This window comes from uncultured Roseobacter sp. (genome assembly GCF_947499265.1).
Lineage (GTDB): Bacteria > Pseudomonadota > Alphaproteobacteria > Rhodobacterales > Rhodobacteraceae > Roseobacter.
Window position 1 is genome coordinate 274,741 of the sequence record NZ_CANMNK010000005.1, and the last position, 25,828, is coordinate 300,568.

Sequence of the window (25,828 nt, forward strand, 5' to 3'; positions counted from 1 at the left end):
CTGAACCTATGACACATGCGTTGACCAGCCTCGATGGCACCCCCGCAAGCCGCCTTGCCTTTGGCACCATGCAATTTGGCGGGCGGGCCGATGAAACCGCTGCGCGCGAGATGTTCGAAGCCTCCATCGCGGGCGGCATCACCCATTTCGACACCGCCTATGTTTATAACGACGGCGCGTCAGAGGAAATTCTGGGCGGGTTGCTGCGGGACCAGCGTGACCGCCTGATCATCGCGACCAAAGCCGCCTACACCGGGGGCGGATCAAAACAGAACATCCAGGACTCCTTCGCGATTTCGCGCAAACGTCTGAACCTCGATGTGGTCGATATCCTCTACATGCACCGCTTCGACCCTGATACGGACCTGCATGAGAGCATGGAGGCGCTGGCCGAGCTGAAACAGCAGGGTCTGATCCGCTACGTGGGCGTGTCGAACTTCGCCGCCTGGCAGGTGGTCAAAGCCATCACCATCGCCGCGAAATTCGACATAACAGTCGATATCCTGCAACCGATGTACAACCTCGTGAAGCGGCAGGCGGAGGTGGAAATCCTGCCCATGTGCGCCGATCAGGGCGTGGCCTGTGCGCCTTATTCCCCGTTGGGGGGCGGGCTGCTGACCGGGAAGTACAACGCCGGCAAAGGCGGACGTCTGACCGAAGATGATCGCTACGCTGCGCGCTACGGCCTTGACTGGATGCATGCGGCTGCGGTCGGGCTCAGTGACGTCGCTGCGGAAATCGGTGTCAACGCGGCAACCTTGGCCGTGGCCTGGGCCGCTGCACATCCGATGGGGCCAACGCCAATCATATCCGCACGCACAGCTCAGCAACTTGAACCATCATTGGCCGCGCTGGACTATCAGATGAGCGATGATCTTTATGATCGCTTGGCGGCTCTCAGCCCCACACCACCGCCCGCCACGGATCGGATCGAAGAACAGCAATGACGGACATCCTCGTCATTGGCGGGGGGATTGCTGGCCTTTCTGCCGCGGCGCGTTTGTCCGAAGGCGCGCAGGTCACTGTCATTGAGGCGGAAACAGCGCTCGGCTATCACGCCTCTGGCCGGTCCGCGGCGCTGATCGAGCAGAATTACGGAGCCCCCAGCGTTCAGGCGTTGAACCGGGCCAGTGTCGATTTTCTGCAGGATGGTGGGTATCTCAGCCCGCGCGGCTTGATGATCATTGCGCAAGCCCATGAGCGCGCCGCCTACGAACAAGACATCGCAACACTGGGCACGACACCGATTACCATAGAGGAGGCCTGCGCGTTTGTGCCTGTGCTGGACCGGGCAAAGCTGGCCTTTGCCGCCTACCACGACGATGCTCAGGACATCGACACGGACCTCTTGCTGCAGGATTTTGCCCGTACCCTGCGCCAGAATGGCGGCACGGTGATCACCGGCAGCCGCGTGAACGCGATTGTTCGGGAAAATGGGTGCTGGCACGTGAGCGCGGGCGACAGAACAGAGGTTGCGCCGACCCTGGTCAATGCGGCGGGGGCCTGGGCGGATCAAGTCGCACAGATGGCGGGTGTTGCAGCGCTGAACATCGTGCCCCATCGCCGATCCATGGCCCGCATCCCCGCCCCCGGCGATCACGACGTCAGCACTTGGCCAATGTTTTTCGGCGTCAATGAAAGCTGGTACGCGAAACCCGATGCCGGGCATCTGCTGGTCTCCCCCGCGGATGAAGATCCGGTGGCACCCCATGACGCCTGGGCCGAAGACCTGACGCTGGCGCAAGGGCTGGCGCTCTATGAGGAGATGGTCACGGAACCGGTTACGCGCCTGCAATCGAGCTGGGCGGGCCTGCGCAGTTTCGCACCCGACAGGTCGCTTGTTCTGGGGCGCGAGCCTGCAATGCCCGACTTTATCTGGTGTGCGGCGCAGGGAGGGTATGGCATGCAAACCGCCCCTGCCGCATCGCGTCTGCTTGCGGATATCGTGCTGGGAAGATCATCCGAATTGGACGCTGAAACACGTGCGGCGCTGACCCCGGACAGGCTGCGATGACCTCCAAGCTACCCCCAAACGCCAGCGTTGCGGCCCGTCTGGAGGGGGCGAAACTGCACGCGCCCGCTGCCGCCCGCAATGCGGAATTCCTCTGTGATCTGCTGCGTGCGCACGCGCCCAAATCCGGTCAGGCGCTCGAAATCGCCAGTGGGACCGGCCAGCATGTCACAGCCTTTGCCAGCGCCATGCCCGGTCTGAGATGGCACCCCACCGAGGTCGATGCCGCGCGCATCTCCAGCATCGATGCCTATGTGCAGGACGCGGGCCTCGGGAACGTCGCGCCCGCGCGGATGCTGGATGCCACGCAAGCCGATTGGCATCGCCAGGCGGGTCAAAAAGACCTGATCGTGTTGATCAACCTGCTGCATCTCATCCCAGAGCAACCCGCCATCACACTTGTGACCGAGGCGATGCGCGCGCTTTCGCCCGGGGGCATATTCATCCTTTACGGGCCTTTCAAGCGAAACGGTGCTTTGACCAGTGATGGTGATGCACGTTTTGACGCCGACTTGCGCGCCGCGGATCCCGCCATAGGGTACAAGAACGATCAGGACCTTTGCGCCTGGCTGGAATTGGCAGGCGCGCACCCCCTCAAGCGTATCGAGATGCCAGCCAATAACCTTGCCTTTGTCGCGACGAAGCCGGAGCCCTAGCCATCCACGCGGATGCGCTCATTGTTCGGATCATAGGGGCTGTCTTCGACCACCTCGGCATCCCACAATTGATCGAACATCTTGACCTTGAGCTTGGTGCCCTGCACCGCCAGTTCCGGGGTCACATACCCCATGCCAATGCTTTTGCCGAAGGCCACGGAATACCCGCCCGAGGTCAGGCGCCCAACCCGTGTATCGCCATGGTAGAGCGCTTCACGCCCCCAGGGGTCCGCGTCAGAGGGTCCGTCGATCAGCAGGGTCACGCATTTTGACCGCACACCGGTGGCCTGCATCCGCTCCTTGCCGTGGAATTCCTTGGAGAGGTCAACAAACCGTGGCAGGTCTGCCTCCAGCGGTGTTGCATCCCGGCCCAGCTCGGTGCCAAAGGCGCGATATGATTTTTCCTGCCGCAGCCAGTTCTGCGCCCGCGCGCCCACCAGTTTCATACCATGCGTCGCCCCGGCCTTTTCCAGCAGGTCAAAGAGATAGTTCTGCATCTCGATCGGGTGGTGCAGCTCCCAGCCCAATTCGCCGGTATAGGCCACACGGATAGCCCGCACCGGGCACATGCCCAGCTCGATCTGGCGCATGGACAGCCAGGGGAACCGCTTGTTCGACAGGGCCGTCGCCGGGTCTGCGTCCTTGATCACCGATTGCAGCACATCACGCGCTTTCGGTCCGGCAATGGCAAAAACACCCCATTGCGTGGTCACATCCTGCTCGTTGATGCGGCCGAACTCTTCCTCTTTCTCCATGATGGTCTTGTAGAGGTAATCCTGATCATAGGCGTGCCAGGCCCCCGCAGACACCAGATAATAGTCATCTTCGGCCAGCCGCACGATGGTGTATTCGGTCCGCGTCGTGCCGTGGCTGGTCAGCGCATAGGTCAGATTGATGCGCCCGACTTTCGGCAGCTTGTTGGTTGTGAACCAATCGAGGAAACCGGTTGCCCCCGGCCCGCTGATCCGGTGTTTGGTGAAGGCCGTGGCGTCAATCAGGCCAACCCCTTCGCGGATCGCTTTGGCCTCTTCGACCGCATATTGCCACCAACCGCCGCGCCGGAACGAGCGGCTGTCGTGATCGCTGAAGCCTTCGGGCGCATAATAGTTCGGACGCTCCCATCCGTTGACCCAACCAAACTGTGCACCGCGTGCCGCCTGCCGGTCGTAAGCCGGTGAGGTGCGCAGGGGACGGCACGCCGGGCGCTCCTCGTCGGGGTGGTGCAGGATATAGACGTGGTTGTAGGCTTCCTCGTTCTTGCGCGCGGCAAACTCCGTGGTCATCCAGTCGCCGTAACGCTTGGGATCGAGCGAGGCCATGTCGATCTCGGCCTCGCCGTCGACCATCATCTGCGCGAGGTAATACCCGGTGCCACCCGCCGCGGTGATCCCGAAGGAGAAGCCCTCAGCCAGCCACATATTTGTCAGCCCCGGTGCCGGGCCCACCAGCGGATTGCCGTCGGGCGTATAGCAGATCGGCCCGTTGAAATCGTCTTTCAACCCGCAATCCTCGCAGGATGGGATGCGGTGGTTCATCGCCATGTATTGATCTTCGATCCGCTCCAGATCGAGCTGAAAGAGGTCGGCGCGGAAACTGTCCGGCACACCGTATTCAAACCGTGCAGGCGCGCCTTTTTCGTAGACGCCCAAAATCCAGCCGCCGCGTTCTTCGCGCACGTAGGATTGCGCATCGGCATCGCGGACAACGGGGTGTTCGACATTGCCCTCGGCGCGGAATTTCACCAGTTCCGGATCCTGATCCATCACGATGAATTGGTGCTCGACCGGGATCGCAGGCATCTTGATCCCAAGCATCTTCGCCGTGCGTTGCGCGTGGTTGCCCGAGGCGGTCACCACATGTTCCGCAGTGATCACGATCTGCTCGTCGGTGGGCACAAGATTGCCGCCCTTTTCGGCCATCTTCGTCGCGGTCACCTCCCAATGGGTGCCGTTCCAGTGAAAGGCATCCGCCTGCCATTTCCGCTCGATCATCACGCCGCGTTGCCGCGCACCCTTGGCCATCGCCATGGTCACATCCGCCGGGTTTATGTAGCCATCGGTGTGGTGGTAGAGCGCGCCCTTGAGGTCTTCCGTGCGAATGAGCGGCCATTTTTCCTTGATCTCATCCGGCGTCATCCACTGGTAGGGCACGCCGCAGGTTTCGGCTGTGGAGGCGTAGAGCATGTATTCATCCATGCGCTCCTGCGTTTGCGCCATGCGCAGGTTGCCCACCACAGCAAACCCCGCGTTGAGCCCGGTTTCCTCCTCCAGCGTCTTGTAGAAGCGGATCGAATAATCATGAATATGCGTGGTGGCATAGGACATGTTGAAATAGGGCAGCAGCCCCGCCGCGTGCCAGGTGGAGCCGGAGGTCAGCTCGTCCCGCTCCAGCAGCATCACATCGTCCCATCCCGCGCGCGCCAGATGATAGGCAATGGAGGTGCCGACAGCACCGCCGCCAACGACAAGGGCTTTTACCTGGGTTTTCATGCGCCGAATCCTCTGTCTTGCGAAGTTGCCCTATTTCTAGAAAACACCTGAGCGTCCTCGCTCTGCCCAGCCGACCGCAAAGCGCGCAAAAACGACTTTTCCCACGCCGCGCTTCGGCAAAATGCGACTGCCTAGGGCGACACCCTGGAAAAAACAGCGCGCCCGATCGGGCGCAACCCGTCGGCTTGCAAAAACGCGGGGTGGGTCAGGAGCCTGATGGATTGGCGCGGCTGCGTGGGCAGGTTGGGCCCGCTGTAGGTCTGCCCACTGTCCGCCCCCGCATCCCAGACCCAAAGAGGCACCGTGAGATTTTCACGCCAGCCTTCCGGGATCTTCAGGGAGACATTGCTCACACCGCTGAACCAATCCGGGCTGGGCGCCAGCATGGTCGCGAATGAAACCTGATCGTGTTTCTCCGACAGTGCGAGGGTAAATTCAAATGTGCCGCGTCCCGCGTCGGTTCCCGGCAGGATGACGGGCGCAGCGGCGCGGCCCCGGCGCGCGGCCTCCGCCACCTCAGCTTCCAAGACCGTCACACGCCCGTTTGTCGCGACCAGCGCCAGACCGCTGGAGGCGGTATCCCCATCCCGGAACAGGGTGTAGCGACCCGAATGTGCGAAAGCGATCAACCGGGACCAATGGGCATCGTCTGGCGGAGAAAGGGCTGTGTCTTCCGACCAATTCAACGTGACCTTGACGTCGTACACCACCTCATCCGCCGAAGCAGCGGTTGTGCAACACCACAAGGCAGCAACAAGCATGCCCGTCATCGCAGATCTGAAAGAGACCGGTTTGGGCTCAGTCATCAGGGGAGAGAATTTTGCCAGGGTTCATGATGCCCTTGGGGTCCAAGGCCTGTTTGACCGCGCTCATGACGTCGGTCGCGCCACCCAGTTCCTGCACAAGATATTTCTTCTTGCCCTGCCCGATGCCATGCTCGCCTGTACAGGTCCCATCCATCTTGATGGCCACTTCATTCAGCCAGCCCACGAACAGCGTGGCACTCTCCAACTCCTCGGCATTCTCCATATCCACCAGCAAGGTGACGTGGAAATTCCCATCACCGGCATGACCGACAATCAGCGCAACCAGCCCCAACTCTTCTGCCTTGCCCTGTGCCGCACCAACGCAATCGGCCAGCCGGGAAATGGGGACACAAACATCCGTTGCAATGGCCTTCGCACCCGGGCGGACCTGCAGCATCGCCCAATAGGCATCGTGGCGGGCCTGCCAGAGCTGGTTGCGCTCCTCTGTGGTGGTTGTCGCCGCATAACCCTGGCCGCCGTGATCCTCCGCCAAAGCACCAAAGATTTCGGCCTGTTCCACCACCCCCGCCTCTGTGCCATGAAACTCCAGCAGCAACAGTGGTGTCTCGGGCAGGTCGAGCTTGGAATAGGCATTCACAGCACCGACGGTTGCCGCATCCAAAAGCTCGATCCGCGCGACCGGCAGCCCATATTGGATCACGGCCATGACCGTCTGGCAGGCAGCATCCACCGTCGGAAAGGAACAGCTTGCGGAGCTGATGGCCTCCGGAATGCCCTGCAGTTTCAAGGTGATCTCGGTAATGATCCCCAGTGTGCCTTCTGACCCCACCAACAGCCGCGTCAGATCATACCCCGCAGAAGACTTGCGCGCGCGGGTGCCGGTGCGGATGATTTTGCCATCGGGCATCACCGCTTCCACGGCCAGCACATTGTCTTTCATTGTACCATAGCGCACGGCGTTGGTGCCTGACGCGCGCGTTGCGGCCATCCCCCCCAAAGAGGCGTCCGCGCCCGGATCGATGGGAAAAAACAGCCCCTGATCCCGCAGATGCGTGTTCAACGCCATCCGCGTGACGCCCGGCTGCACGCGACAGTCAAGATCGCTCGAATTCACCTCCAGCACTTTGTCCATCTGGCTGACGTCAATACAGATACCCCCGGCGGGTGCGTTCACATGACCCTCCAGCGAGGTGCCGGTCCCGTAAGCAATCACCGGGACCCGATGCTGCGCACAGGCGGCAACGATATCGGACACCTCCTGCGTGCTGGCCGCAAAGACAACGGCGTCAGGGGGTTGGTTTTCGATCCATGTTGTCGTGTGCCCATGCTGTTCCCGGATCGCCTGCCCGGTCTGGAACCGCTCGCCGAATTGCTGTTTCAGCACGCCAAGAACGGTTTCGATACCGGTCTCGTTGCGCGGCAACGTCGCGTGATACACCATAGTTTGCCTCCCCAGCGCGACCGATCCTATTGACCCAGCGCAATACCCTCTCGGCGGGGATCTGCGCCACCCTTGAGCCCCTCACCAATCGAAATCGCATGCAGACCGGAGGTCAAGGCGCGGCTGCCGACCTCGTACCCCAGGGCGGTCAACCCCTCGGTCAGAGCCTCGGCGGAGGTGCCTTCCTCCACATCATACGTGCCGAAGCGGTTGACCGCGTGCGGCACCGACACGGCCTGCTGTACGTCCAGCCCCCAATCGAGATGTGCGATGATGCTTTCCGCGACATAGCCGATGATCCGGCTGCCGCCCGGGCTGCCGATGGTCAGGACCGGCGCACCGTCTTTCATCACAATGGTCGGTGCCATGGAGGACCGCGGGCGCTTGCCCGGCTCAACCCGGTTGGCAATCGGTACGCCATCCACATGCGAGCGGAAGGAGAAATCGGTCAGTTCGTTGTTGAGAAGGAAGCCCCGCACCATCAGGCGGCTGCCAAAGCCGTTTTCGATGGTCGTGGTCATGGAGGCCACATTGCCTTCTGCATCGACGATCACGAAATGGGAGGTCGAGGGCAGCTCAATCGACTGGTCATCCGCCCACATCAGCGCATGGTCGAATTCCGGCGCGCCGGGGGTCACTTCGGGCAGCGCGTCATCACCCGCCAGCAGGGCGGAACGCCCCGCAAGATACATCGTGTCCAAGAGCCCCTTGGTCGGCACCGGCACAAAATCGCTGTCGGCCATGTAGCGGCCCCGGTCCGCGAAGGCCAAGCGCGATGCGTCGCCAATCAGGCGGCGGACCTCGATGTCCATCGGACCAGCGCTCAGGTCGTAATTGTCCAGCATGCCGAGGATCTGCCCGACCGTCAGCGCCCCGGAAGACGGCGGGCCCATGCCGCAAACATCATGTGCGCGATAGGTCACGCAGACCGGCGCGCGTTCCTTGACCGCATAGATGCCCAGATCAAGCGTGGACAAGACGCCGGGGTTGCCTTCAGCCGTTTGCACGGTATTCACGATATCAGCGGCAATCTCACCGGTATAGAAGGCACGCGTACCACCCTCTGCCATGGCTTGCAGGGTCGCGCCATAGTCCGGGTTTTTCAGCAAATCGCCTGCTGCAAGCGGCGTGCCCCCGGGCATGAAGTACTCAGACGTGGTCGCAAAACGGCCCAGGCGTTCCGCATCGCCTTCGATCAAACCTGCAAGACGGGGCGAGACTTCGAACCCTTCTTGAGCTCGTGCAATGGCAGGCGCCAACAACTCCGCCCAGGGCAGTTTGCCCCAGCGCACGTGCGCGTCTTCCATCAAGGCGGGGGTGCCGGGCGTGCCGACCGACAAGCCCCCGACAACCGCATCATAAAAGCTCAGCGGTTCCCCGCTGCCGTCCTGAAAAAGACGCGGCGTGGCTGCCAAAGGCGCGGTTTCACGCCCGTCCAAGGTGGTCAGCGTGCCCGTTGCCGCGTCGAAATAGACCAGAAACGCCCCGCCGCCGAGGCCGGAGGATTGCGGCTCCACCAGACCGAGCATCGCCTGCACAGCGACCAGCGCATCTGCAGCAGAGCCACCGTTGGCTAGCACATCGGCCCCCGCCTTGACCGCCCAGGGGTTGGCTGCAGCCACCATCCACTCTTGCGCCTCAACCGGCGTGCCCGCAAATTTTGCCTCCAGCGCCGCGGCAACATCTTCAGAGATTGCCTGAAACGCACCCTGTGTTGCGGCTTCCGGCTGAACCGCGTCCGCGGCCTGTTGTGCACCTGCGGTTGTCGCGGCGCAAAGGGCCAGTCCTGTCAAGAAAAGTCGCATGGTCTCTCCAATCTGAAAGCTGGGGTTATAGCATGGACGGCACAACCTGATCCGGTGGTCGGTGGCCGTCGTCGAAGGTCTTGATATTGATGATGACTTTTTCGCCCATCTCCATCCGTCCCTCGCGGGTGGCGGAGCCCATATGCGGCAGCAGCACCACGTTTTCGAGCTCTCGCAGACGCGGGTTCACATGGGTTCCGCGTTCATAGACATCGAGACCGGCGCCTGCGATCTCACCTGATCGCAACATGCGCGTCAGCGCGTTTTCATCGATCACTTCACCGCGCGAGGTGTTCACGATCACCGCCTCGGGCTTCATCAGCTTCAAGCGACGGGCGTTCATCAGGTGAAACGTTGAGGGCGTCGCCGGGCAGTTGATAGAGATCACATCCATGCGGGCAACCATCTGATCGAGGCTCTCCCAATAGGTGGCTTCCAGCGCCTCTTCCACTTCGGGACGCAACCGGCGGCGATTGTGATAATGCACCTGCATGCCAAAGGCCGCCGCCCGGCGTGCAACCGCCTGCCCGATCCGGCCCATGCCCAGAATGCCCAGCCGGCGCCCGCCAACCCGACCGCCCAGAAACGCGGTGGGCGCCCAGCCATCCCAGCCATCGGATTGCATCACATTCAGCCCCTCGGGCATCCGGCGCAGCACCGCCAGCAACAGCGCCATGGTCATATCGGCGGTATCATCGGTCAGCACACCGGGCGTGTTCGACACCAGAATGCCGCGCTGACGGGCGGTGGAAACATCGATATGGTCGACCCCCGCCCCGTAATTCGCGATCAGCTTCAAACGGTCGCCCGCCTGCCCGATCAGGGCAGAATCGATCTCGTCCGTCACCGTCGGCACCAGCACGTCCGCGGATTTCATGGCCGAGACCAGATCGGTGCGGCTCATCGGCGTGTCGTCATCGCGCAGTTTTACATCGAAAAGCTCAGACAGGCGCGTCTCTACCGCTTCCGGCAACCGTCGCGTAACGACAACACTCAGCTTAGGCTTTGGCATTTTGGGCCTCCCCGGACTTGGCGCAACCACCCTTTTCATGGCATGGTGGCTGAGATGGCGACGAGGCACAAGAACCTCGCGCATTCAATCGGGCAAAATACGAATAACGGGCACTGTCATGACCAAAACCTTTTTTGCAGCCCTCGTTGGGGGCCTCCTGCTTGCGGTGACACATTCGCCGGGTTTTGCGCGCGACACGGGCCCCGTTACGAATCTGCCACTGCCACGCTATGTCTCGATGAAAGCTACCGAGGGAAACGTGCGGCGCGGCCCTTCGCTGACGCACCGCATTGACTGGGTTTTCAAACACCGCGACATGCCCCTGCAGATCGTTGCGGAACACGGGCACTGGCGCCGCGTCGAGGATCGCGATGGCCAGGGCGGATGGGTGCATTATTCCCTGCTGTCCGGCGTGCGCACGGTGATCGTGGAAAAGGATATGCTGCCAATCCACGTGCGTCCCGATGCCGAAGCGCCGGTGGCCGCGGCCCTTGAGCTTGGGGTGATTGCCCGGCTTGGGAAGTGCGGTCCGGAATGGTGCCAGCTCCGTTCCGGCGGCTATCGGGGATGGGCCCCGAAGTCCCGCCTCTGGGGGGTGGCACCGGACGAGATCCGGGAATAACCCACCTGCATTGCCGCGCTAACCATGCCCGGTCGCGGCAATGCTCGACGCGATAAATGTGTTGATCAGACGCGCGAGTTCCGGTCCGACGTCCTCCTGCAGGAAGTGCCCGGCACCGCGAAGGACCTTATGCGGCTGGCCCGCAGCGCCGACCATTTCAGTCTGAAACACCCGGTCCACGCCCGCCATGATTCTGTCCTCAGCGCCGAATAGCGTGAGCACCGGAAGCTCAAGAGTGCGCAAAACCTCCCAGGAGCGGCGGTTGGCCTCCGACGCCGGGTCATCCGGCCGATCTGGTACCAGCATGGGAAACTGGCGCGCACCGGCCTGATATGTCTCATCCGGAAACGGCGCATCGTATGCGGCGATTTCAGCCTCAGATAATTTGCTGACCGTGCCGCCATAGACAATGCGTCCGGCACGGAATTCGTCGACCTCCTGCGAATAGGTGCGCCAGGATGCAAAGGCCTCTCCAAGGGTTTGATCGCCGGTTGGCAGGGCCGTGTTTGCCACAACAAGGCGCGAGAACCGGTGCGGCATTTGTGCGAGTAGCCGCAATCCGATCAGCCCACCCCAATCCTGACAGACCAGCGTGATACGGTGCAGATCAAGCTGATCCAGCACATCAGACATCCAGTCGACATGCCGCTGGTAGGTGTAATCTTCGCGTTTGATCGGCTTGTCGGACCGACCAAACCCCACCAGATCCGGCGCCACAACCCGGTGACCCGCCGCCGTAAAGACCGGGATCATGTGACGGTAGAGATAGGACCAGGTCGGCTCTCCATGCATCAGCAGAACCGGCGCCACGGCAGAAGGCCCCTCATCCAGATAGTGCACCCGCAGCGCGCCGCCTTCGGTGTCATCAATGCCCAGGTAATGCGGCTCAAAGGGGAAATCGACCAACCCGTCAAAACGGTGGTCGGGCGTTCGCAGCACTTTCATGACCCTATCCCATCCCGTGAATACCCGATGGTATTCCGTGTAATTCACCCTAGGGTAGCGCTGAATGACCCTGAATACAAAGAGGCTTCGCAATGCGTGCAATTAGTTATGATCGGTTTGGCGCGGCGGCAGAGGTGTTGCAGCTATCGGATCTGCCCGAACAGGGGCCTGGCCCGGGTGAGGTCTGCGTTGAACTGGCGTTTTCCGGGGTCAACCCATCGGATGTCAAAGCCCGCGCAGGATCGCGCCCGGGGGGCACCAAGCCGCCCTTCCCAAAGGTTGTGCCGCACAGCGACGGTGCGGGCGTCATTGCTTCGGTTGGTCCTGGCGTAATTCCGGCGCGCATCGGGGAACGCGTCTGGGTCTGGAACGGCCAATGGCAACGCGCATTTGGCACCGCAGCGACGCACATCACCTTACCAGCAGATCAAGCGGTCCCACTCCCCGACCAGATCAGCCTTGAAACAGGGGCGATCTTGGGCATTCCAGGACTGACCGCGGTCCACACCGTTTTTGGCAGCGGCGAGGTCATTGGCCAAACCGTGCTCGTGCAGGGCGGCGCGGGCACCGTTGGCTACCTGGCTGTACAGCTCGCAAAATGGGGCGGTGCAAGAGTGATTGCGACGGCCAGAGGGGCGGGTATGGCGCGATGCGCAGAGGCTGGCGCCGACGCTGTGTTGGATTACGCCACGCCAGACCTTTCAGATCAGATTCTAGCCGCGAATGGCGGACAACAGGTTGAGCGCATCGTCGAAGTGGAATTCGGGCGAAACATCGAAACGGACACTGCAGTCATAGCGCCAAATGGTGTCATTGCGGCTTTCGGATCAGCGCAGGACATGACCCCAAGCCTCCCGTTTTACCAGCTCCTGTTCAAGGCCGTGACAATCGATATTGCGCTGATCTACCTGCTGCCTTCGGCAGAGCGCCACAGCGCGATTGCACGTCTACACGCCGCGCTAGATGCCCATGCGCTGCACTGTCCAGTCGACAAAACCTATCCGCTCGCCGACACGGCAAAGGCCCATCAGGCCGTCGAAACAGGGGGCCGGCAAGGCGCGGTTCTGATCGACGTCACCCGCTAGGAGCAGCGCATTGGCTGGTAGGATTAACGGAAAATGCACAATTTTTGTCAAAAACGGGTCTTGCGCGTCCGGTCAGAGGGGCTTAATTACCGCGACACGTTGGGATGTAGCCAAGTGGTAAGGCAACTGTTTTTGGTACAGTGTACCGTAGGTTCGAATCCTACCATCCCAGCCAAAAAATTCTGTATGCCGTCCGATGTGAATCGCAACTTGCCCCGCGAGACTTGGAACTTTTGTCGGGTATGAACGCAATTTCGTATCAATTTAATTGATTTTGGGCGTTTCTGCGCCCTTGCAGTTACGTTCAACCCGTTCTGAAGAAATGCCCCAGTTCATATGCGCTTGTCAGCAATTGGCATCTACACAGGTGGTGGTTTGAAGTGAGCAAGCTCCAGAGGCGCATCGCTCGCAACGAAAACTGCAGAGTTAAGCGACGCGACCAAGGGAGGATTTAGGAAGGCCCGTTGTTGTCCATGTCGAGGATCATCTTCCACGCACCGGTCTCGTCGCGCTTGTAGACAAGCACCAGGCGGCCTTCAGGGCTGCGGACATCACCGGTATCGCGCATCTTCATGGTTCCGTAGAAGCGACCACAGACCACGGCAGTGTTACCATAAAATTGCAGGTCTTCGATGTCATAACCGGAGGTGATTTCAGCGGCTGCAATGCGCGGATTGTATTTGTCGCGAATGGCTTGGGTGCCCACGGTTACAGGTTGGCGTTCATTGACCGTCATGACGTCCGGGTGGCACGTGTTGACCATCTGCTCAATGTCGCCATCGTCCAGGCCGCCATTTCACTGGTTGATGATGGCTTCGATTTCTTCGCGTTCAGTCATGGTCTTACTCCGATGCTTTGGGTTGGTAGGATGTGAAAAACTGGCCCACGATCATTTCTTCGATCTTCCCTAGGAAGGCTTTTGTCGCGGGGCGTTGCGCAAATTGGGGTGTCACCCGCTTTGCCGTTTCGTAGTCAGGGAAGGTGAAAATATCCGCGTAAAGTGTCTGGCGAGACGGGTCTGTCGTCACCAAGGTTTCCCAGGATGTGACACCTTCAAGTGCGACAAAGTCAGCGCGGGCCGCCTCGCGGATGGCATCAACTTCGGCGCCCTCTTTCATCTTCAGGACGAAAATCTCGGTGATATTAGGCATTGTGCCTTCCTCATGATTGCGACTTGTCATGAAGCTAGGCCATCGCTACCGTAAGGATAACCCGCACTTATCCTAACGCAGTGATTGATTTATCGAACAATGAGCAGAAGTAATTTTGGAGATATCCGCGTCTTTGTCGAAGTTGCCCGCAGCGGTGGTTTCCGCGCTGCTGCCGAACACCTTCATCAGGCCCCGGCGTCGGTGAGTGAAGCTATTCAGCGGTTTGAAAACAGGCTTGGCGTGCGTCTCTTTGAGCGTTCCACGCGATCGGTTGCACTAACCCCAATCGGGGAGCAGTTCTATGCGCGCAGCTTACCGGCAATAGCAGAGCTGGAGGGCGCAATGCGCGATCTCGACGATCAGAAGGATGAAATCAACGGCACGCTGCGCCTGTCTGCCCCTTACAGCGCCGGACCGTTTTTTCTGGATGATCTAGTTGCCCGGTTTGCTGCCGCCTACCCGGCGGTCGATCTCGAGCTGATCTATGACGACAAAAAGGTTGATCTGCTGACATCGGGCATTGATGCAGCCATCCGATCAAACACGTTGCTTCACCCTGACACCCATGCGGTTGCCGTTGGTCCTGAGCTGTCAATGAGCATCGTGGCATCGCAGGCCTATCTTGCAACCAAGGGTGTTCCACAACAACCGCGCGACGTTCTGGACCACGACGCGATTTGCTATGCCTTCGGGGCCGGAGGGCATCATGCCCCTTGGGGTTTCACTGGACCCGACGGACCATTCACCATGCAGCCGAAGCCCAGACTGGTCGCGAACGACATGCGGTCCCTTTTGCACTACGCGCGCCACGGACTTGGCCTCGCATATGTCTACGCGGAGATCGCAGCGCCATATGTCACGAACGACGGCTTGGTTGAAGTGCTCGGCGAACATCTGTCGTCTTTGCCGCGTTACTCGCTCAACTACCGCAGCAAACGGCATATGACACGTCGGCTTAGAGCCTTCGTGGACATGGCGAAAGAAGGCAAAACAATCTACTGAAACGCCACACCCGAAGACAACGTATTTGGAGCACTCATGGTCGGAGAGACAAACCTTAACGCGCTGATCAAATCGCTATCTGCTGTGCTGCACGACGGCGTGTTCGTCTTTGCCACGTGCCCGCCGCACCAGCCTATTCCTGACATTGCACCCCGCATGATGTTTCAGGAGGCCGAAGGCACGACCCTTATTCTGCTCAAATCCGAAGCCGAAGCTCATTCGCTCCGGTTCGAGTTTCCATGTCGAATGATCACGCTCAACATACATTCTTCCCTCGAAGCCGTCGGGTTTATGGCTGTTATCGCGTCTGAGTTGGCAAAGCATGATATGGGTGTAAATCCTGTTTCTGGATTTTTCCACGATCACTTGTTTGTCCCTGACGGGCGGGAAAAAGAGGCGGTTGACGCGTTGGAAAACCTCGCCCACTCCATGTCGTGACGCAAACACCGTCGGATCAGCCCTCCACACGATGCCGTCGAACTTCTGGTGCGGAACAAATGCCGTTTATTGAGTTATCTTGACTGCAACGTCGAGCAGTCAAAGCGCATTTCGGCGTAAGGCATAAGCCGGACATACCTAAGGTATCAGTCGCCTGGCCTCTTGGAATGTTGCAGCGACGCCTTTTTCCTTTGGACAAACCTATCCGCAGCCATAAAACTGCAAAGACCTGCTTCCCACTCAAGCAGGGAAGACCGAGGTTTGCGTGAGCGCCTCGAAAGACCTTGAGCAGGCTGAATAAACTTTGAGGATTTGTGCATGTCCGGACTTGTCCGTGCGTTGTTTCAATCAGAACTTGATTTGACCCTCGCGACGGGCAAGCAGTTTGAAACGCGGATTGTTGAGCGGCCTGGGCTGTGGATGTCAGAAGATGAGCTGGCGGCTCTGTCTCAGGACCTGATCACGGTTGCCTCAAAGACCCTGGCGCGCGGCGCGCTGACCTATGGCGTTTTCTCGGGTGATCCGGAGCGGCTGAAATCCACGATCATCACACTTGTGCGGCGCAAGGATACCGGACAGCCGGTTGCGTTCAACGCGCTGGCCTTGATGGACATCACCACGATGGCCGAACCGATGGAGGTTCTGCATCTGGGACTGGTTATGGTCGATCCGGAGGAGCAATCCCGGGGATTGTCCTGGGTCCTCTATGGTCTGACCTGCATCTTGTTGCTCTTCCGCAATCAGATGCGCCCGCTGTGGGTCTCCAATGTCACGCAGGTGCCGGCCATCGTCGGCATGGTCGCGGAAACCTTCAGCGGTGTTTTCCCGACGCCCCGGCGGCAGAGGCAACGGTCGCTTCAGCATCTGCTGCTTGCCCGGACGATCATGGCAGACCACCGACACGTGTTCGGGGTCGGGGGCGATGCCGAGTTTGACGAGGATCGCTTTGTGATCACCAATGCCTATACAGGCGGCTCGGACGATCTGAAAAAGACGTTTGAAGAAGCCCCCCACCACCGCGATCAGGTTTACAACGACTTCTGTCAGCAGACGCTGGACTATGACCGGGGCGATGACGTGTTACAGCTCGGCCAGATCGATCTGGCAACAGCAGTCGGGTATCTGAAGAATTCGGTGCCCAGAGCCTCGCTGGCCAGTGTGGGTTTGACCCTTGTGGCCGTGATGCTGCAGCGGTTGATCTTGCCCGCCATCTACTGGTTCGACAACAGCCGCCGCTTTGGCACCTTGCGCCCGCGAAAGGACCCAGCTTGACCTTCTCCTACGATACTTTCACGACGCGCAATATCGGCTTTGTCACCCCGGAGGAGCAAGCAACCCTGCGCGCCGCACAGGTGTTTGTGTGCGGGACAGGCGGCATGGGCGGCGCCTGTGTCTTTGCGCTGGCCCGGATGGGCGTGGGGCGGCTGATCCTCGCGGACATCGATGAATTCGAGACATCGAACCTGAACCGTCAGGCCTTTGCCTTTCGCGACACCATCGGGCAGCACAAGGCCGAGGCGACGCGCGACCTATGCCTGCAAATAAACCCCGACATGGAGATCACGGTGTATCGCGACGATTGGCCCGCGCATGTGCAAGGCGCGACGGCTGCGAGTGCAATCGTCGTCAATGGCACTGATGATCTCGGTGCCTCGCTTTTGCTCTATCGCACAGCGCGGGCCGAACACCGGGCGGTGATCGACGCCTATGCCTCGCCGCTGCCATCAGTCTACGTCACGCAGCCGGGAGATCCGATGCCGGAAGAGCGGTTGCGATACCCCACAGGTGATACCCCCTGGGATGCACTGACCCAGGATCAGCGAGACGAAGCTTTTTTCCGCGAGGCAACACATGTGATCCTGCATTCTTCGTCGCGTCACTATATCGATCTCGATCTGGCAGGCGAGGTCGCGGCAGGCAAACGCAGCCGCATGTCCTTTGCCCCGATGGTAATCTCGACGGGCATGCTGATGGCCTATGAAGTGGCCAATGGCATTTTGGGCCGCCCGCCGGGGGCGGACTATCGGGGCTGGTTCTTCAACCCGCACGCGGCACGGGTCGAGCGCCCACGGAGCGCAATCACCGAAGCCCTCTTGCGACCGGTGGTGACACGCTTTTTGCGCCGTATGATGGCATGACAGGTCTTCCCCCCGAAATGATTGCCGACAGCGTCGTCACGCTGGCAAGCCTGATCGGTCTGGCCCTATTTGCGCAGGTTTTGCGCATGCAGCAGCCGCGCACCGCGATCACACAGCGGTTCTTGTTTGTGATTCAGGTGGTGGCCGCATTGCTCGCCATCCGCCTGTTGCAGTGGCTGACCGGTATGGAGTGGATCGGACGCCTGACCTTTGCCGTGGCTGGCCTTGTCCCGCTGGCCATGCTTCTGGTGACTGAAACACTACTGCGCCGCCATGCGCCGCTGGCCTTGAAAGCCTGGGCGGCTGGAGGTGCGCTTCTTTTTGCGTTGGTGGCCATGCTCGCCGGCCCAGATCAGGCCCTTGTGGCCACCGTTTCGCTGGCCGTCTTTCAGGTGACGACCTTTGTCGCGCTCACCCTCCTTGTGCTGGGTCGGGACCGGCAAAGCCTGTCAGTCGCTGAAAACACCATGATCGACCGATTGGCGCTGTCTCTGGTCTTGATCGTGCCGCTGGCGATGACGGATTTCCGAACCGAGTTTCTCGACCTCCCGGTACGGCTGTCGGGGATTGCCATTCTCGCAGTATGCTGGCTTGGCCTGACGCTCCGGCGCAGCGATGCAACGCAGTCGGAGGTCATCTCGGCGACGGCGGCTCTTGTTGTTGGCCTGGTCTTTGCGTCCCTTTGCATCATGGAACTCGCCGGGCTTGATGCGCGCACCACAGTGCAGGTGATGGCGGTTGTTGTGAGTGTGGGTTTACTGGCCCTGATTTTCAATCAAGCCCGTCTTATCAGACGCGCGGATAAGGTCGGGCGAGTTCTAGACGTTCTGGCTGACACGCGGCTGGACGAGCATGGCGCGTTCCTGCAAGCGCTGCAAACGCGGGCGCTGACCTCCGGCGCGCTGATTCTGGGCGCTGACGGTCTGGGGGATTTCGATGCGGCATTCCAAGATTATTTTTTGCGCCAAACCCTCGTGTCCTCCGACGATCTCGACCAGCTTGACAACCCTCAGCTGACTGAGCAATTCGACTGGTTCTTTCGCAAGTTTGAGGCCAGCCATGCGATGCTGGTCTCAAAGGCTCCGTTTCGCATCATGGCGCTGAATGTGCCGACACTCGCGCAATCGAGGCAGCTGGAACAGGAATTGAGGATTGCACAGCGCATTGCGACCCTGCTGGCCGAACGGGGCGTGTCACATGGTTGAGATCGTTGAACGCGATTTCCCGTCTTTCTTCGAGGTGCCGTTTCAGGCCTATGATGCAAGCACGCCCTATGTCTCGCCGCTGAAATCGGACCTGAAGCGTTTTTTGACGGCAGGCACCAATCCTTTGTTTCCAAGCGATGATGCCTTCACCTATTTTACCGCCCGTCGCGGCGATCGTCCGCTGGGCCGGATCGTGGTGCATACGCATGCCGCCTCGAACGAGCTGCACGGGACGAACCGCGCCTCTTTTGGGTTTTTCGACTGCGATGATGACGCGCAAATTGCCGCCGCTCTATTGCAAAGAGCCGAGGCCTGGGCGCGCGAAAGGAAGCACAACGAACTCGTTGGCAATTTTAACCTCACGGCCATGCAGCAGATGGGTGTGCAGACCGATCATTTCGACCGGGTCCCCTATACGGATATGGTGGTGAACCCGCCGCATATCCCCGATTTGCTTGGCCAGAACGGATTTGCGCCCTTCTTTCCGATGACGACCTTTGAATTGGATCTGGCCCGGGCCACCATCCCGCCGTCGCAGCTGGGGCCGGATACAACCTTTGCCCCGGTCAAGCGCAAAACCTTTGCGGCCCGTATGGAAGAGGCGCGGCAGGTGCTCAACGACGGGTTTTCGCAAAATCCGATGTTCGTGCCACTGACGGCGGAGGAGTTCACCTTTCAGGCGGGCGAAATGACAACCATCATCGATCCCCGGCTATCCGCCGTTCTGACCCAGGGTGATACCCCTGTCGGTGTGGTCATCTGCATTCCCGACCTGAATGGATTCCTCAAGGCGACACGCTCGCGGTTCTCGCTGATGACACCGTTTCATTTCCTGCGCTATCGGTTGCGGCGCAAACGCGCGGTGATCATCTTCTATTCGGTTGTCAAAGCCAGCCATGGGCGCGGGCTGATGAGCGCCATTCTGTCCCGCACCCTGACCCAACTGCGCGAGGCGGGCTACGACCATCTTGGGATCACCTGGATTGCCGATGAAAACCAGGCATCCCTGAGGATGATGTCCAAGATCGGGGCCACGCCCTTGCACCGCCTGCACCTGTTCAGGAAAGATCTTGCATGACACCTGATCTCTTTCGGCATCTGGTGGCGCAAGCCAGTCTTGCGCCCAGTGTTCACAACGTGCAACCCGCCCGCTGGCGGCTTGAGGGCGAGACGGTCTGGTTGTTTGAAGATCAGCGGGTGCGTCTGTCAGCGGCAGACCCCACGGGTCATGATGCGGCGATGAGCCTGGGTGCGGCCTTTGAGGGGATGGCGATGGCTGCGGCGCAAGAGGACTTGCGCATCTCTCTTGACCCAGTGGGTGAGGACAGCACAGGGGATGTGCGCCCCGTCGCCCGCCTGACCTTCACCCCGGGTGCCACCGAGGATCCGCTGGTCCAGCATGTGGCCGCGCGACAAAGCTGGCGCGGCGATTTCGCAACGGCCACAGACGAGGACAGGCAAACCGCAGAGGCTCTGACAGACGCGGATTGCATCGCGGTCACTGGCCCCCATACGATCCGCGTCATTGCGAAACTGTTGGACATGGCCAGTTTCACGTTCACGGTACGAGACGACTTTCGTGCGGAGCTTCTGTCGTGGATGCGGTTGCGGCGCGGTCACCCTGATTGGGGACGCGACGGGTTGAACGCGGATGCGATGCGCCTTGGGGTCTTCGACAGGATCGGTGCCAAGGTCGTGCTGGGGCGCGGCTTCAGGCCGCTGCTGAGGTGCGGGCTTGCGGAAAAGCTCCTGTCTGAGGAGGAAAAGACGGCAGGGGCGGCAGCCATTGTGGTGTTTCACCGCCCCGAGGGTGAAGACCCGTTTGACAGCGGTCGCGCCTTCTATCGGGCGTGGCTCAGGATTGAAGCGGCTGGCTTTGGGGCGGCTGTTCTGGCCGCACTGGCGGATGATCCAACGAGTGCCGAGACGTTGGCTGCGATGGCAGATTTGCCCGAGGGCCGTCGCATCGTCTCCGCGTTCCGCATCGGTCGTCGTCAGCAGCATGCGCCGTTTCCACCTGCACGTCGGTCATTGGACGAGCTGGTCGTCTAAAGCTGCTTGAGAAATTCAATCAATGCGCTTTTATCCGCCTCGCTGAGTGTCGCGCCAAAGTCATGACCGCCGTTGCCAAGGCCGGGGTGCGTTGTGTCCAGAATGACCGGCTTGGAAAAGGGGGCGTAATCGAACGGATATCGCCCGTCTTGCAAACGCAGGCCCAAACGCGTGAAGTCGAGCATGTGGCCGCCCACTTCAAACGTCTCGGGCCGCTGATCCGGGGTCAGCAGATGCCATACCGTTGGGACCGATCCGTTGTGCAGATAAGGGGCCGACGCCCAGATGCCGTCCAGAGGCGGCGCGACATAGGCCTCGGTGCGCGCCACCGCAATCTGGTCGCGATAAGGCGTATCCCGAAATGTGTCGGCAAGGTCTTCGGTGAAGGCCGCGGCCCTGAGCGGATCGGTTCCAACATCGCCGAGCCAGTTCGGGAAGGAGATCAGCTTCGGTCGCCCATTTTCGACATCGTAGGCGCCGTGACAGGCGGCACATTCGGCGGCATAGATCGCGTGTCCTGCCAAGGCCAGATTATTATCAATCACCCCTGGAAAGGGCTGCGACCTGTAGGTGCTGTTCAGAAATGCATAGATGTCTTCGGCCAAAGGCACGGCCTCGATGGCTTTGCTAGGGTGCACACCCATACTGGGCACGGTGAAGAAGGTCGTAATCGCGGCCAAAGCGGCCCGCTTTTCAGCTGTGTTATCCGCGACTGTAGTCTCCGCCTGCCGTTCGGTCTGTGGCACCGCATAGGCGCCATCAACCAGAAGACTGCTGCGCCAGTGCCGATGCCCCAGATCAGGGATGGACACGATGCCTGCATCGGCAAGACCGTCCCCAAAGAGCGGCACATCAAAAACATGCTTGAGCGCCGCAACCCCGTTGGTACTGCCCGGGACACCATTGAAAAACGGCAAAGGACGGTCGCCCGGGATCTGATCCAGGCGCGCCCGCACCATGAGCAGGACGAGCCACCGCAGCGCCTGCCGCTCGCGCCAACCTGTTTCCGGATAGAGCGTTGCCACCATCTCCATCAATCTGGCCGGCGCGTCCTGATAAGCCTTGAGCGTCCGAAAGACCGCCTGTGTATAGGCTTCAAGGTTCAGTGACGTATTGGGCATCCCGATCCATGCGGCGGTTGGATTGGGCTGACCATCGGTGCGATAGGTGACACCGGCATGACAGGCAGCGCATCCCATATTGGCGACTTGCACGGGCAGTCCAGCCAGGGGTGACAGCACACCATGCGTGATACCCAAGGGCAGTGCGTCCGATCGATCCGACACGCCTTCTGGCATGTTCTGAACCCGCGTCTGCACCAGAAATCCAAATGAGGCCAGCAGATTGTTTAGCGTTTTACGATCCGCCGATTGCGTGGGATCTCCATCAACGGCCTCCAACACAAGAGCTGCTGTTACCAGCTTCCACGGCACCGCGTGGCTTTCCAAGGCGTGCAGGCTCAATCCACCAAAATCCGCCCCAACAAAAGCCGCAGCCCCGCGTTCCGCCGGACCAGCGTCTGCTTCAACGGCGGGCATCGCGTCCGAGCCGACCTCATGACGCGCCCCGAACCAGAGCGCGGCTGCCGTCACGACCACGATGGCCCCAATTGCCAGAACTATCCGCTGCATGAGATGTCCGATTTCGAAAGCCACTGCAAAGAGCGTGTGCTGATATCCTGGCTGTTGGAGATCGGTCCGAATTCCAAGTCTGTTTCCCGCTGCCGTTCTTCTCGGGTGAATACCAGTTTCAAATCACCTTTGCGAATATAACCAATGAGCTGAAGAATACAGAATAGCTTCTGACGCACCAACCAACTTCGACGGCTTTGCGGTTTATGTCAGAGGAAACGAAATCAGCTCCACTGCGTCAGTGAATTAGTAGGCGGCGCTCAGTCCGCGGCGGCAAACCAAGTCGAGAGACGTCACTTTGGATCGTAAACGTATCCGATGCCACGCACGGTTCGGATAATCTCCGGCTTCTCGGGATTGGTTTCAAGTTTTCGGCGCAAGCGAGATATTCGGATATCGATGCTGCGATCGAAGGGATCCCAAGACCGGTCATGTGCTTGTTCCAAAAGCTGATCTCTGTTCAAAACCCGCCCTTTGTTTTCCGCAAAAACCTTGAGCAAACTATATTCCATTGCGGTCAACGGGACTTCGGCCCCATCAGCCTGAAGAAGCTTTGCCGCGTTTTTGTCCAGGACATAGTCCCCGAAGGCGGCGCGGTTTTCGCCGGAATCTTCCGTCTTCGCGGTGCCAATGATCGCCTCTCGTCGAAGGATCGCCTTTATACGCGCTTCGAGTTCTCGGAGATCCACGGGTTTGCCAAGGTAATCATCAGCCCCCATCTCCAAACCGATGATACGATCAATCACATCGCCTGCTGCGGTCAACATGATGACAGGGGTCGTATTCTCTGGGCGGAGCGACCTTAAGATCGAAAGGCCATCTTCCTTTGGCATGTTGATATCCATGATCATGACATCCACTGCGTTCTCAGAGAGTATGGCTCGAAGCTCTTCGCCACCAGCGGCGGCTGACACTTTATATCCACGCTTGCCAAGATACTCCTGGAGCATTTCGCGCACGTCGACCTCATCATCACACACCAGGATATGGGTTTTTGGGTTATCCATCTGCAGTTTCCTTGTGCTCGGCGAGCAGTTTTCCGACAAGGTGTCTAAGTTCCGAAGGGGAAACGGGTTTCTCGAGATACGGGAGGCCCGAGTCCCTCAACAATTCCAGAGATTTCTGCCCCATGGTGTCGCCCGTGACATAAGCCGTCTTGCTCAACATTTCTGGGAAATGGGCCACCAGCGCGTCGTAAATCTGGCGCCCATCGACACCTGGCATGTTCAGATCACTGAGGAATACATCGTACGTTGCTGTGCGAAGGCAGTTCATTGCCTCTTCGCCGGACGAAACGACATCAACCTCGAACCCTTCTCTTCTGAGGATCTCAGCGTTCAACTCACCCACTTCAACCTCATCATCCACGACCAGGGCTTTGAGATTTACCGAAGGTGAGATCGGCTCAGCTGGCTCATCCACTTCTGAACTCCGATTGCCGGCGGCGGGCAGTGTGATCCGAAAGCAGGTGCCCGAATTGTCGGTCTGGTCGAGCCTGATCTGCCCATTATGAGAAAGAACGATCCGGTGGCAGAATGCGAGGCCAATGCCAGTCCCCTCACCAACCTCTTTGGTTGTAAAGAACGGTTCGAAAATACGAGCGCGAATGGCTTTGGGAATGCCTGGGCCATTGTCTCTCACCGTCAGCTGCACCGTGCCTTTGTCAGGCTGTGCTTCGGCCGACAGTTCAATAAGGTCACCACAACCGGATGACGTCATGGCCTGTTCGGCATTGATGATCAGGTTGATAATGACCTGCGTAATCTGATCAGCATCTGCGGCGATTGCTGGCAAATCTACGGGAAGCTTTTGCTTGATGCGGATGTCCCCGGACGTGCTGCCATAGCCTACCACATCGGCGGCCGTTTCAATGACGCTCGCAACATCGACCTGCTCGATCTTGCTGGGTTGCTGGCGTGCCATCGCCAGGAATGTCTTGACGATCTTGGCACAACGCTCCGCCGCATTGCTGATCTTTTCAATCCTGACGGTCAGGTCAGGATCGGTGATCTCCTCTTTCATCATGAGTGAGTGACCCACAACCACAGAGAGGGGGTTGTTGAGTTCATGCGAGACACCGGCGAGCAATTCACCAAGCGCGGACATCTTTTCATTTTGGAACAGCATCTCGCGTTGTTTCGAAAGCTCTTCCTCAATGGCCAGTTCGTCTGTCAGGTCGCGTGTATTGGAAACGATGACTTCTTTACCATTGAACTCTATCAGGCGCGAGGAATCCGCACCCCAGAACTTTCGTCCACGCGCATTGACGAATTCTATCCGCCGATCTTTCAGTGACCCGGCATGGCGCAGTTCCTTCAAATAGCGCTGCCGCTCGGCGGGATTGGCATAATAGGACCTGGAGCTTTGGGCCGGGCCGAACAGTTCTTCCATATCCGGCGTTGCAAAAAGGATTTCGCCCGTCTCGGCATCTGTCATGTTAATGGCGGCCGGATAGGCTTCCATAACTTGCCTGATCAGGGCGTCCGCTTCCTTTTGGACGGTCAAATCAATGATGCTGGTTACGATGACCTCTTCGCCCTTGTAGTCAACGAGCTGCGAAGAGATACTCGCGGGAAACATGTTGCCTTTGGCGTCCAGCAGATCAAGCTTGAAGTCATCAACCCGTCCATCTGCAAGCAGCAGAGTAACAAAATCCGCCCGTTCTTCTGGATGGGCGTAATGCTCCCTGGCCGTTTTGGTAGGCCCGAAAAGCTGAAGGGCGGCGGGCGTGCGGTATAGTAATTGCCCATCTCCAACCCGTGCCATCGTCACCACGGCGGAGCTCGCATCCAGCACTTTTCTGATCAGAAGATCTCCGTCGCGCTCTTCGATCTCCGCTTGTTTCCTGTCGGTGATTTCCTCACGCGTCACAACAAAGCCGCCCAAACGGGTGGGGTGAACCGAGACCAGATAAGTGCGCCCGTCTGTTTCGGTCAATTCATAGTCTTGGATGAACTGAATGCCATTGGCCAGCCGGTCAGAGACCCATTTTTCTTCCTTGCCGATCGCATCGGCATAGATGCCTCTGCGTGCCGTCTCGCGCATCAGGATCTCCCAATCCAGACCGGGCTTCAGTAAATCGGAGACCCCCTTGTTCATCTCAGCATATTGTTGGTTGAACATCACAAGGCGGCGATCCTCATCATAGAGGGCAAAACCCTCCTTGAGAGACTCGATTGCATCGCGCAGGAGGTCTCGCGCTCTCTCGATTTCCTTAAAATCGTCCGCCATGCCCATCGTCATCCTGATCGTCTAGGGTATCATTGTTTCAGTGCCATTTCAAAATCGGCATCTTGTGTTTCAATTGTTTCACAACGATCTGCTTCGCACTAGGCCCCGCCGTAAATCCTCATATTTTGAGGGCGGATAGCGCTCTGT

23 protein-coding genes and 1 tRNA gene are annotated in these 25,828 nt (G+C 59.5%); 13 read left to right on the top strand and 11 right to left on the bottom strand.

Annotated features, from left to right (window positions below; all coding sequences use genetic code 11):
* Positions 1-8: 8 nt before the first annotated feature.
* From Q1A63_RS15490 to Q1A63_RS15500, 3 genes are read left to right on the top strand one after another with little or no spacing between them, the layout of a single operon-like run.
* Positions 9-947, top strand: coding sequence for an aldo/keto reductase (locus Q1A63_RS15490; protein ID WP_298974036.1), 939 nt, complete (start codon positions 9-11; stop codon positions 945-947).
* Positions 944-2,014, top strand: coding sequence for an FAD-binding oxidoreductase (locus Q1A63_RS15495; RefSeq protein ID WP_298974039.1), 1,071 nt, complete (start codon positions 944-946; stop codon positions 2,012-2,014). The genes Q1A63_RS15490 and Q1A63_RS15495 overlap by 4 nt, the downstream gene beginning before the upstream one ends.
* Complete coding sequence (locus tag Q1A63_RS15500) at positions 2,011-2,667, top strand: DUF938 domain-containing protein (protein ID WP_298974041.1); 657 nt, start codon at positions 2,011-2,013, stop codon at positions 2,665-2,667. The genes Q1A63_RS15495 and Q1A63_RS15500 overlap by 4 nt, the downstream gene beginning before the upstream one ends.
* On the opposite strand, the gene Q1A63_RS15505 is transcribed toward Q1A63_RS15500, so the two are convergent.
* The 5 genes from Q1A63_RS15505 to Q1A63_RS15525 all read right to left on the bottom strand — a co-directional run bounded on the left by Q1A63_RS15505 (position 2,664) and on the right by Q1A63_RS15525 (position 10,181).
* Positions 2,664-5,156, bottom strand: a complete 2,493-nt coding sequence (locus Q1A63_RS15505) for an FAD-dependent oxidoreductase (RefSeq protein ID WP_298974043.1) — start codon at positions 5,154-5,156, stop codon at positions 2,664-2,666. The two genes, Q1A63_RS15500 and Q1A63_RS15505, sit on opposite strands and share 4 nt — an antisense overlap.
* Before the next feature lie 131 nt (positions 5,157-5,287).
* Positions 5,288-5,962, bottom strand: coding sequence for a spondin domain-containing protein (locus Q1A63_RS15510; protein WP_298974046.1), 675 nt, complete (start codon positions 5,960-5,962; stop codon positions 5,288-5,290).
* Positions 5,955-7,364: an FAD-linked oxidase C-terminal domain-containing protein gene (locus Q1A63_RS15515; protein WP_298974047.1), complete on the bottom strand. Its 1,410-nt coding sequence runs from the start codon at positions 7,362-7,364 to the stop codon at positions 5,955-5,957. The genes Q1A63_RS15510 and Q1A63_RS15515 overlap by 8 nt, the downstream gene beginning before the upstream one ends.
* A gap of 26 nt (positions 7,365-7,390) precedes the next feature.
* Complete coding sequence (gene ggt, locus Q1A63_RS15520; RefSeq protein ID WP_298974048.1) at positions 7,391-9,169, bottom strand: gamma-glutamyltransferase; 1,779 nt, start codon at positions 9,167-9,169, stop codon at positions 7,391-7,393.
* 25 nt (positions 9,170-9,194) lie between these two features.
* Complete coding sequence (locus tag Q1A63_RS15525; RefSeq protein ID WP_298974049.1) at positions 9,195-10,181, bottom strand: D-glycerate dehydrogenase; 987 nt, start codon at positions 10,179-10,181, stop codon at positions 9,195-9,197.
* 118 nt (positions 10,182-10,299) lie between these two features.
* Here Q1A63_RS15525 and Q1A63_RS15530 point away from each other — a divergent pair, with 118 nt between their 5' ends.
* Positions 10,300-10,803, top strand: a complete 504-nt coding sequence (locus Q1A63_RS15530; RefSeq protein ID WP_298974051.1) for an SH3 domain-containing protein — start codon at positions 10,300-10,302, stop codon at positions 10,801-10,803.
* Between the two features lie 18 nt (positions 10,804-10,821).
* Here the strand turns inward: Q1A63_RS15530 and Q1A63_RS15535 are convergent, their stop codons facing one another.
* Positions 10,822-11,748, bottom strand: coding sequence for a haloalkane dehalogenase (locus tag Q1A63_RS15535; RefSeq protein ID WP_298974054.1), 927 nt, complete (start codon positions 11,746-11,748; stop codon positions 10,822-10,824).
* A 92-nt stretch (positions 11,749-11,840) separates the two neighbouring features.
* On the opposite strand from Q1A63_RS15535, the gene Q1A63_RS15540 reads away from it, so the two are divergent.
* Together Q1A63_RS15540 and Q1A63_RS15545 are read left to right on the top strand one after the other, a co-directional pair.
* Positions 11,841-12,833, top strand: coding sequence for an NADPH:quinone reductase (locus Q1A63_RS15540; protein WP_298974056.1), 993 nt, complete (start codon positions 11,841-11,843; stop codon positions 12,831-12,833).
* 100 nt (positions 12,834-12,933) lie between these two features.
* Positions 12,934-13,008: transfer RNA gene (locus Q1A63_RS15545), tRNA-Gln, on the top strand.
* A 276-nt stretch (positions 13,009-13,284) separates the two neighbouring features.
* Here Q1A63_RS15545 and Q1A63_RS15550 read toward each other — a convergent pair.
* Positions 13,285-13,620: a nuclear transport factor 2 family protein gene (locus tag Q1A63_RS15550; RefSeq protein ID WP_366524373.1), complete on the bottom strand. Its 336-nt coding sequence runs from the start codon at positions 13,618-13,620 to the stop codon at positions 13,285-13,287.
* Positions 13,621-13,675: 55 nt separating this feature from the next.
* Entirely contained in the window at positions 13,676-13,984 is a 309-nt protein-coding gene (locus Q1A63_RS15555) for a hypothetical protein (RefSeq protein ID WP_298974058.1), read from the bottom strand.
* Between the two features lie 99 nt (positions 13,985-14,083).
* On the opposite strand from Q1A63_RS15555, the gene Q1A63_RS15560 reads away from it, so the two are divergent.
* The 7 genes from Q1A63_RS15560 (at position 14,084) to Q1A63_RS15590 (ending at position 20,819) form a co-directional block, all read left to right on the top strand.
* Positions 14,084-14,986 (top strand): LysR family transcriptional regulator, encoded by a 903-nt coding sequence (locus tag Q1A63_RS15560; protein WP_298974059.1) that lies wholly within the window; start codon positions 14,084-14,086, stop codon positions 14,984-14,986.
* Positions 14,987-15,022: 36 nt separating this feature from the next.
* Positions 15,023-15,424, top strand: a complete 402-nt coding sequence (locus tag Q1A63_RS15565) for an ACT domain-containing protein (protein ID WP_298974060.1) — start codon at positions 15,023-15,025, stop codon at positions 15,422-15,424.
* Positions 15,425-15,742: 318 nt separating this feature from the next.
* A complete protein-coding gene (locus Q1A63_RS15570) occupies positions 15,743-16,696 on the top strand; it encodes a hypothetical protein (protein WP_298974061.1) in 954 nt (317 codons plus the stop codon).
* Positions 16,693-17,562 carry a ThiF family adenylyltransferase gene (locus Q1A63_RS15575; RefSeq protein ID WP_298974062.1) on the top strand — a complete coding sequence of 290 codons (870 nt, stop codon included), beginning with the start codon at positions 16,693-16,695 and terminating at the stop codon, positions 17,560-17,562. The genes Q1A63_RS15570 and Q1A63_RS15575 overlap by 4 nt, the downstream gene beginning before the upstream one ends.
* A complete protein-coding gene (locus Q1A63_RS15580) occupies positions 17,559-18,767 on the top strand; it encodes a hypothetical protein (RefSeq protein ID WP_298974064.1) in 1,209 nt (402 codons plus the stop codon). The genes Q1A63_RS15575 and Q1A63_RS15580 overlap by 4 nt, the downstream gene beginning before the upstream one ends.
* Positions 18,760-19,845 (top strand): GNAT family protein, encoded by a 1,086-nt coding sequence (locus Q1A63_RS15585; RefSeq protein ID WP_298974066.1) that lies wholly within the window; start codon positions 18,760-18,762, stop codon positions 19,843-19,845. The genes Q1A63_RS15580 and Q1A63_RS15585 overlap by 8 nt, the downstream gene beginning before the upstream one ends.
* On the top strand, positions 19,842-20,819 hold the full coding sequence (locus tag Q1A63_RS15590; RefSeq protein ID WP_298974069.1) for a hypothetical protein: 978 nt from the start codon (positions 19,842-19,844) through the stop codon (positions 20,817-20,819). Before Q1A63_RS15585 ends, Q1A63_RS15590 begins: the two co-directional genes overlap by 4 nt.
* On the opposite strand, the gene Q1A63_RS15595 is transcribed toward Q1A63_RS15590, so the two are convergent.
* The 3 genes from Q1A63_RS15595 to Q1A63_RS15605 form a co-directional block, all read right to left on the bottom strand.
* Positions 20,816-22,450, bottom strand: coding sequence for a hypothetical protein (locus Q1A63_RS15595; RefSeq protein ID WP_299632208.1), 1,635 nt, complete (start codon positions 22,448-22,450; stop codon positions 20,816-20,818). The genes Q1A63_RS15590 and Q1A63_RS15595 overlap by 4 nt on opposite strands.
* Before the next feature lie 293 nt (positions 22,451-22,743).
* Positions 22,744-23,457 carry a response regulator gene (locus Q1A63_RS15600; RefSeq protein WP_298974075.1) on the bottom strand — a complete coding sequence of 238 codons (714 nt, stop codon included), beginning with the start codon at positions 23,455-23,457 and terminating at the stop codon, positions 22,744-22,746.
* The gene (locus Q1A63_RS15605; RefSeq protein ID WP_299632210.1) at positions 23,450-25,687 is read right to left on the bottom strand and encodes an ATP-binding protein; all 2,238 of its coding nucleotides are present in this window, start codon (positions 25,685-25,687) and stop codon (positions 23,450-23,452) included. Before Q1A63_RS15605 ends, Q1A63_RS15600 begins: the two co-directional genes overlap by 8 nt.
* Between the last annotated feature and the right edge of the window lie 141 nt (positions 25,688-25,828).

Bases quoted from the DNA above. Each gene is read 5' to 3' on its own strand.
- Q1A63_RS15570 (WP_298974061.1), top strand. From the start codon at position 15,743: ATGTCCGGACTTGTCCGTGCGTTGTTTCAATCAGAACTTGATTTGACC.
- Q1A63_RS15490 (WP_298974036.1), top strand. From the start codon at position 9: ATGACACATGCGTTGACCAGCCTCGATGGCACCCCCGCAAGCCGCCTT.
- Q1A63_RS15565 (WP_298974060.1), top strand. From the start codon at position 15,023: ATGGTCGGAGAGACAAACCTTAACGCGCTGATCAAATCGCTATCTGCT.
- Q1A63_RS15560 (WP_298974059.1), top strand. From the start codon at position 14,084: ATGAGCAGAAGTAATTTTGGAGATATCCGCGTCTTTGTCGAAGTTGCC.
- ggt (WP_298974048.1), bottom strand. From the start codon at position 9,169: ATGCGACTTTTCTTGACAGGACTGGCCCTTTGCGCCGCGACAACCGCA.
- Q1A63_RS15605 (WP_299632210.1), bottom strand. From the start codon at position 25,687: ATGGGCATGGCGGACGATTTTAAGGAAATCGAGAGAGCGCGAGACCTC.
- Q1A63_RS15510 (WP_298974046.1), bottom strand. From the start codon at position 5,962: ATGACTGAGCCCAAACCGGTCTCTTTCAGATCTGCGATGACGGGCATG.
- Q1A63_RS15500 (WP_298974041.1), top strand. From the start codon at position 2,011: ATGACCTCCAAGCTACCCCCAAACGCCAGCGTTGCGGCCCGTCTGGAG.
- Q1A63_RS15600 (WP_298974075.1), bottom strand. From the start codon at position 23,457: ATGGATAACCCAAAAACCCATATCCTGGTGTGTGATGATGAGGTCGAC.
- Q1A63_RS15515 (WP_298974047.1), bottom strand. From the start codon at position 7,364: ATGGTGTATCACGCGACGTTGCCGCGCAACGAGACCGGTATCGAAACC.
- Q1A63_RS15530 (WP_298974051.1), top strand. From the start codon at position 10,300: ATGACCAAAACCTTTTTTGCAGCCCTCGTTGGGGGCCTCCTGCTTGCG.
- Q1A63_RS15505 (WP_298974043.1), bottom strand. From the start codon at position 5,156: ATGAAAACCCAGGTAAAAGCCCTTGTCGTTGGCGGCGGTGCTGTCGGC.
- Q1A63_RS15535 (WP_298974054.1), bottom strand. From the start codon at position 11,748: ATGAAAGTGCTGCGAACGCCCGACCACCGTTTTGACGGGTTGGTCGAT.
- Q1A63_RS15580 (WP_298974064.1), top strand. From the start codon at position 17,559: ATGACAGGTCTTCCCCCCGAAATGATTGCCGACAGCGTCGTCACGCTG.
- Q1A63_RS15495 (WP_298974039.1), top strand. From the start codon at position 944: ATGACGGACATCCTCGTCATTGGCGGGGGGATTGCTGGCCTTTCTGCC.
- Q1A63_RS15595 (WP_299632208.1), bottom strand. From the start codon at position 22,450: ATGCAGCGGATAGTTCTGGCAATTGGGGCCATCGTGGTCGTGACGGCA.
- Q1A63_RS15585 (WP_298974066.1), top strand. From the start codon at position 18,760: ATGGTTGAGATCGTTGAACGCGATTTCCCGTCTTTCTTCGAGGTGCCG.
- Q1A63_RS15590 (WP_298974069.1), top strand. From the start codon at position 19,842: ATGACACCTGATCTCTTTCGGCATCTGGTGGCGCAAGCCAGTCTTGCG.
- Q1A63_RS15540 (WP_298974056.1), top strand. From the start codon at position 11,841: ATGCGTGCAATTAGTTATGATCGGTTTGGCGCGGCGGCAGAGGTGTTG.
- Q1A63_RS15525 (WP_298974049.1), bottom strand. From the start codon at position 10,181: ATGCCAAAGCCTAAGCTGAGTGTTGTCGTTACGCGACGGTTGCCGGAA.
- Q1A63_RS15555 (WP_298974058.1), bottom strand. From the start codon at position 13,984: ATGCCTAATATCACCGAGATTTTCGTCCTGAAGATGAAAGAGGGCGCC.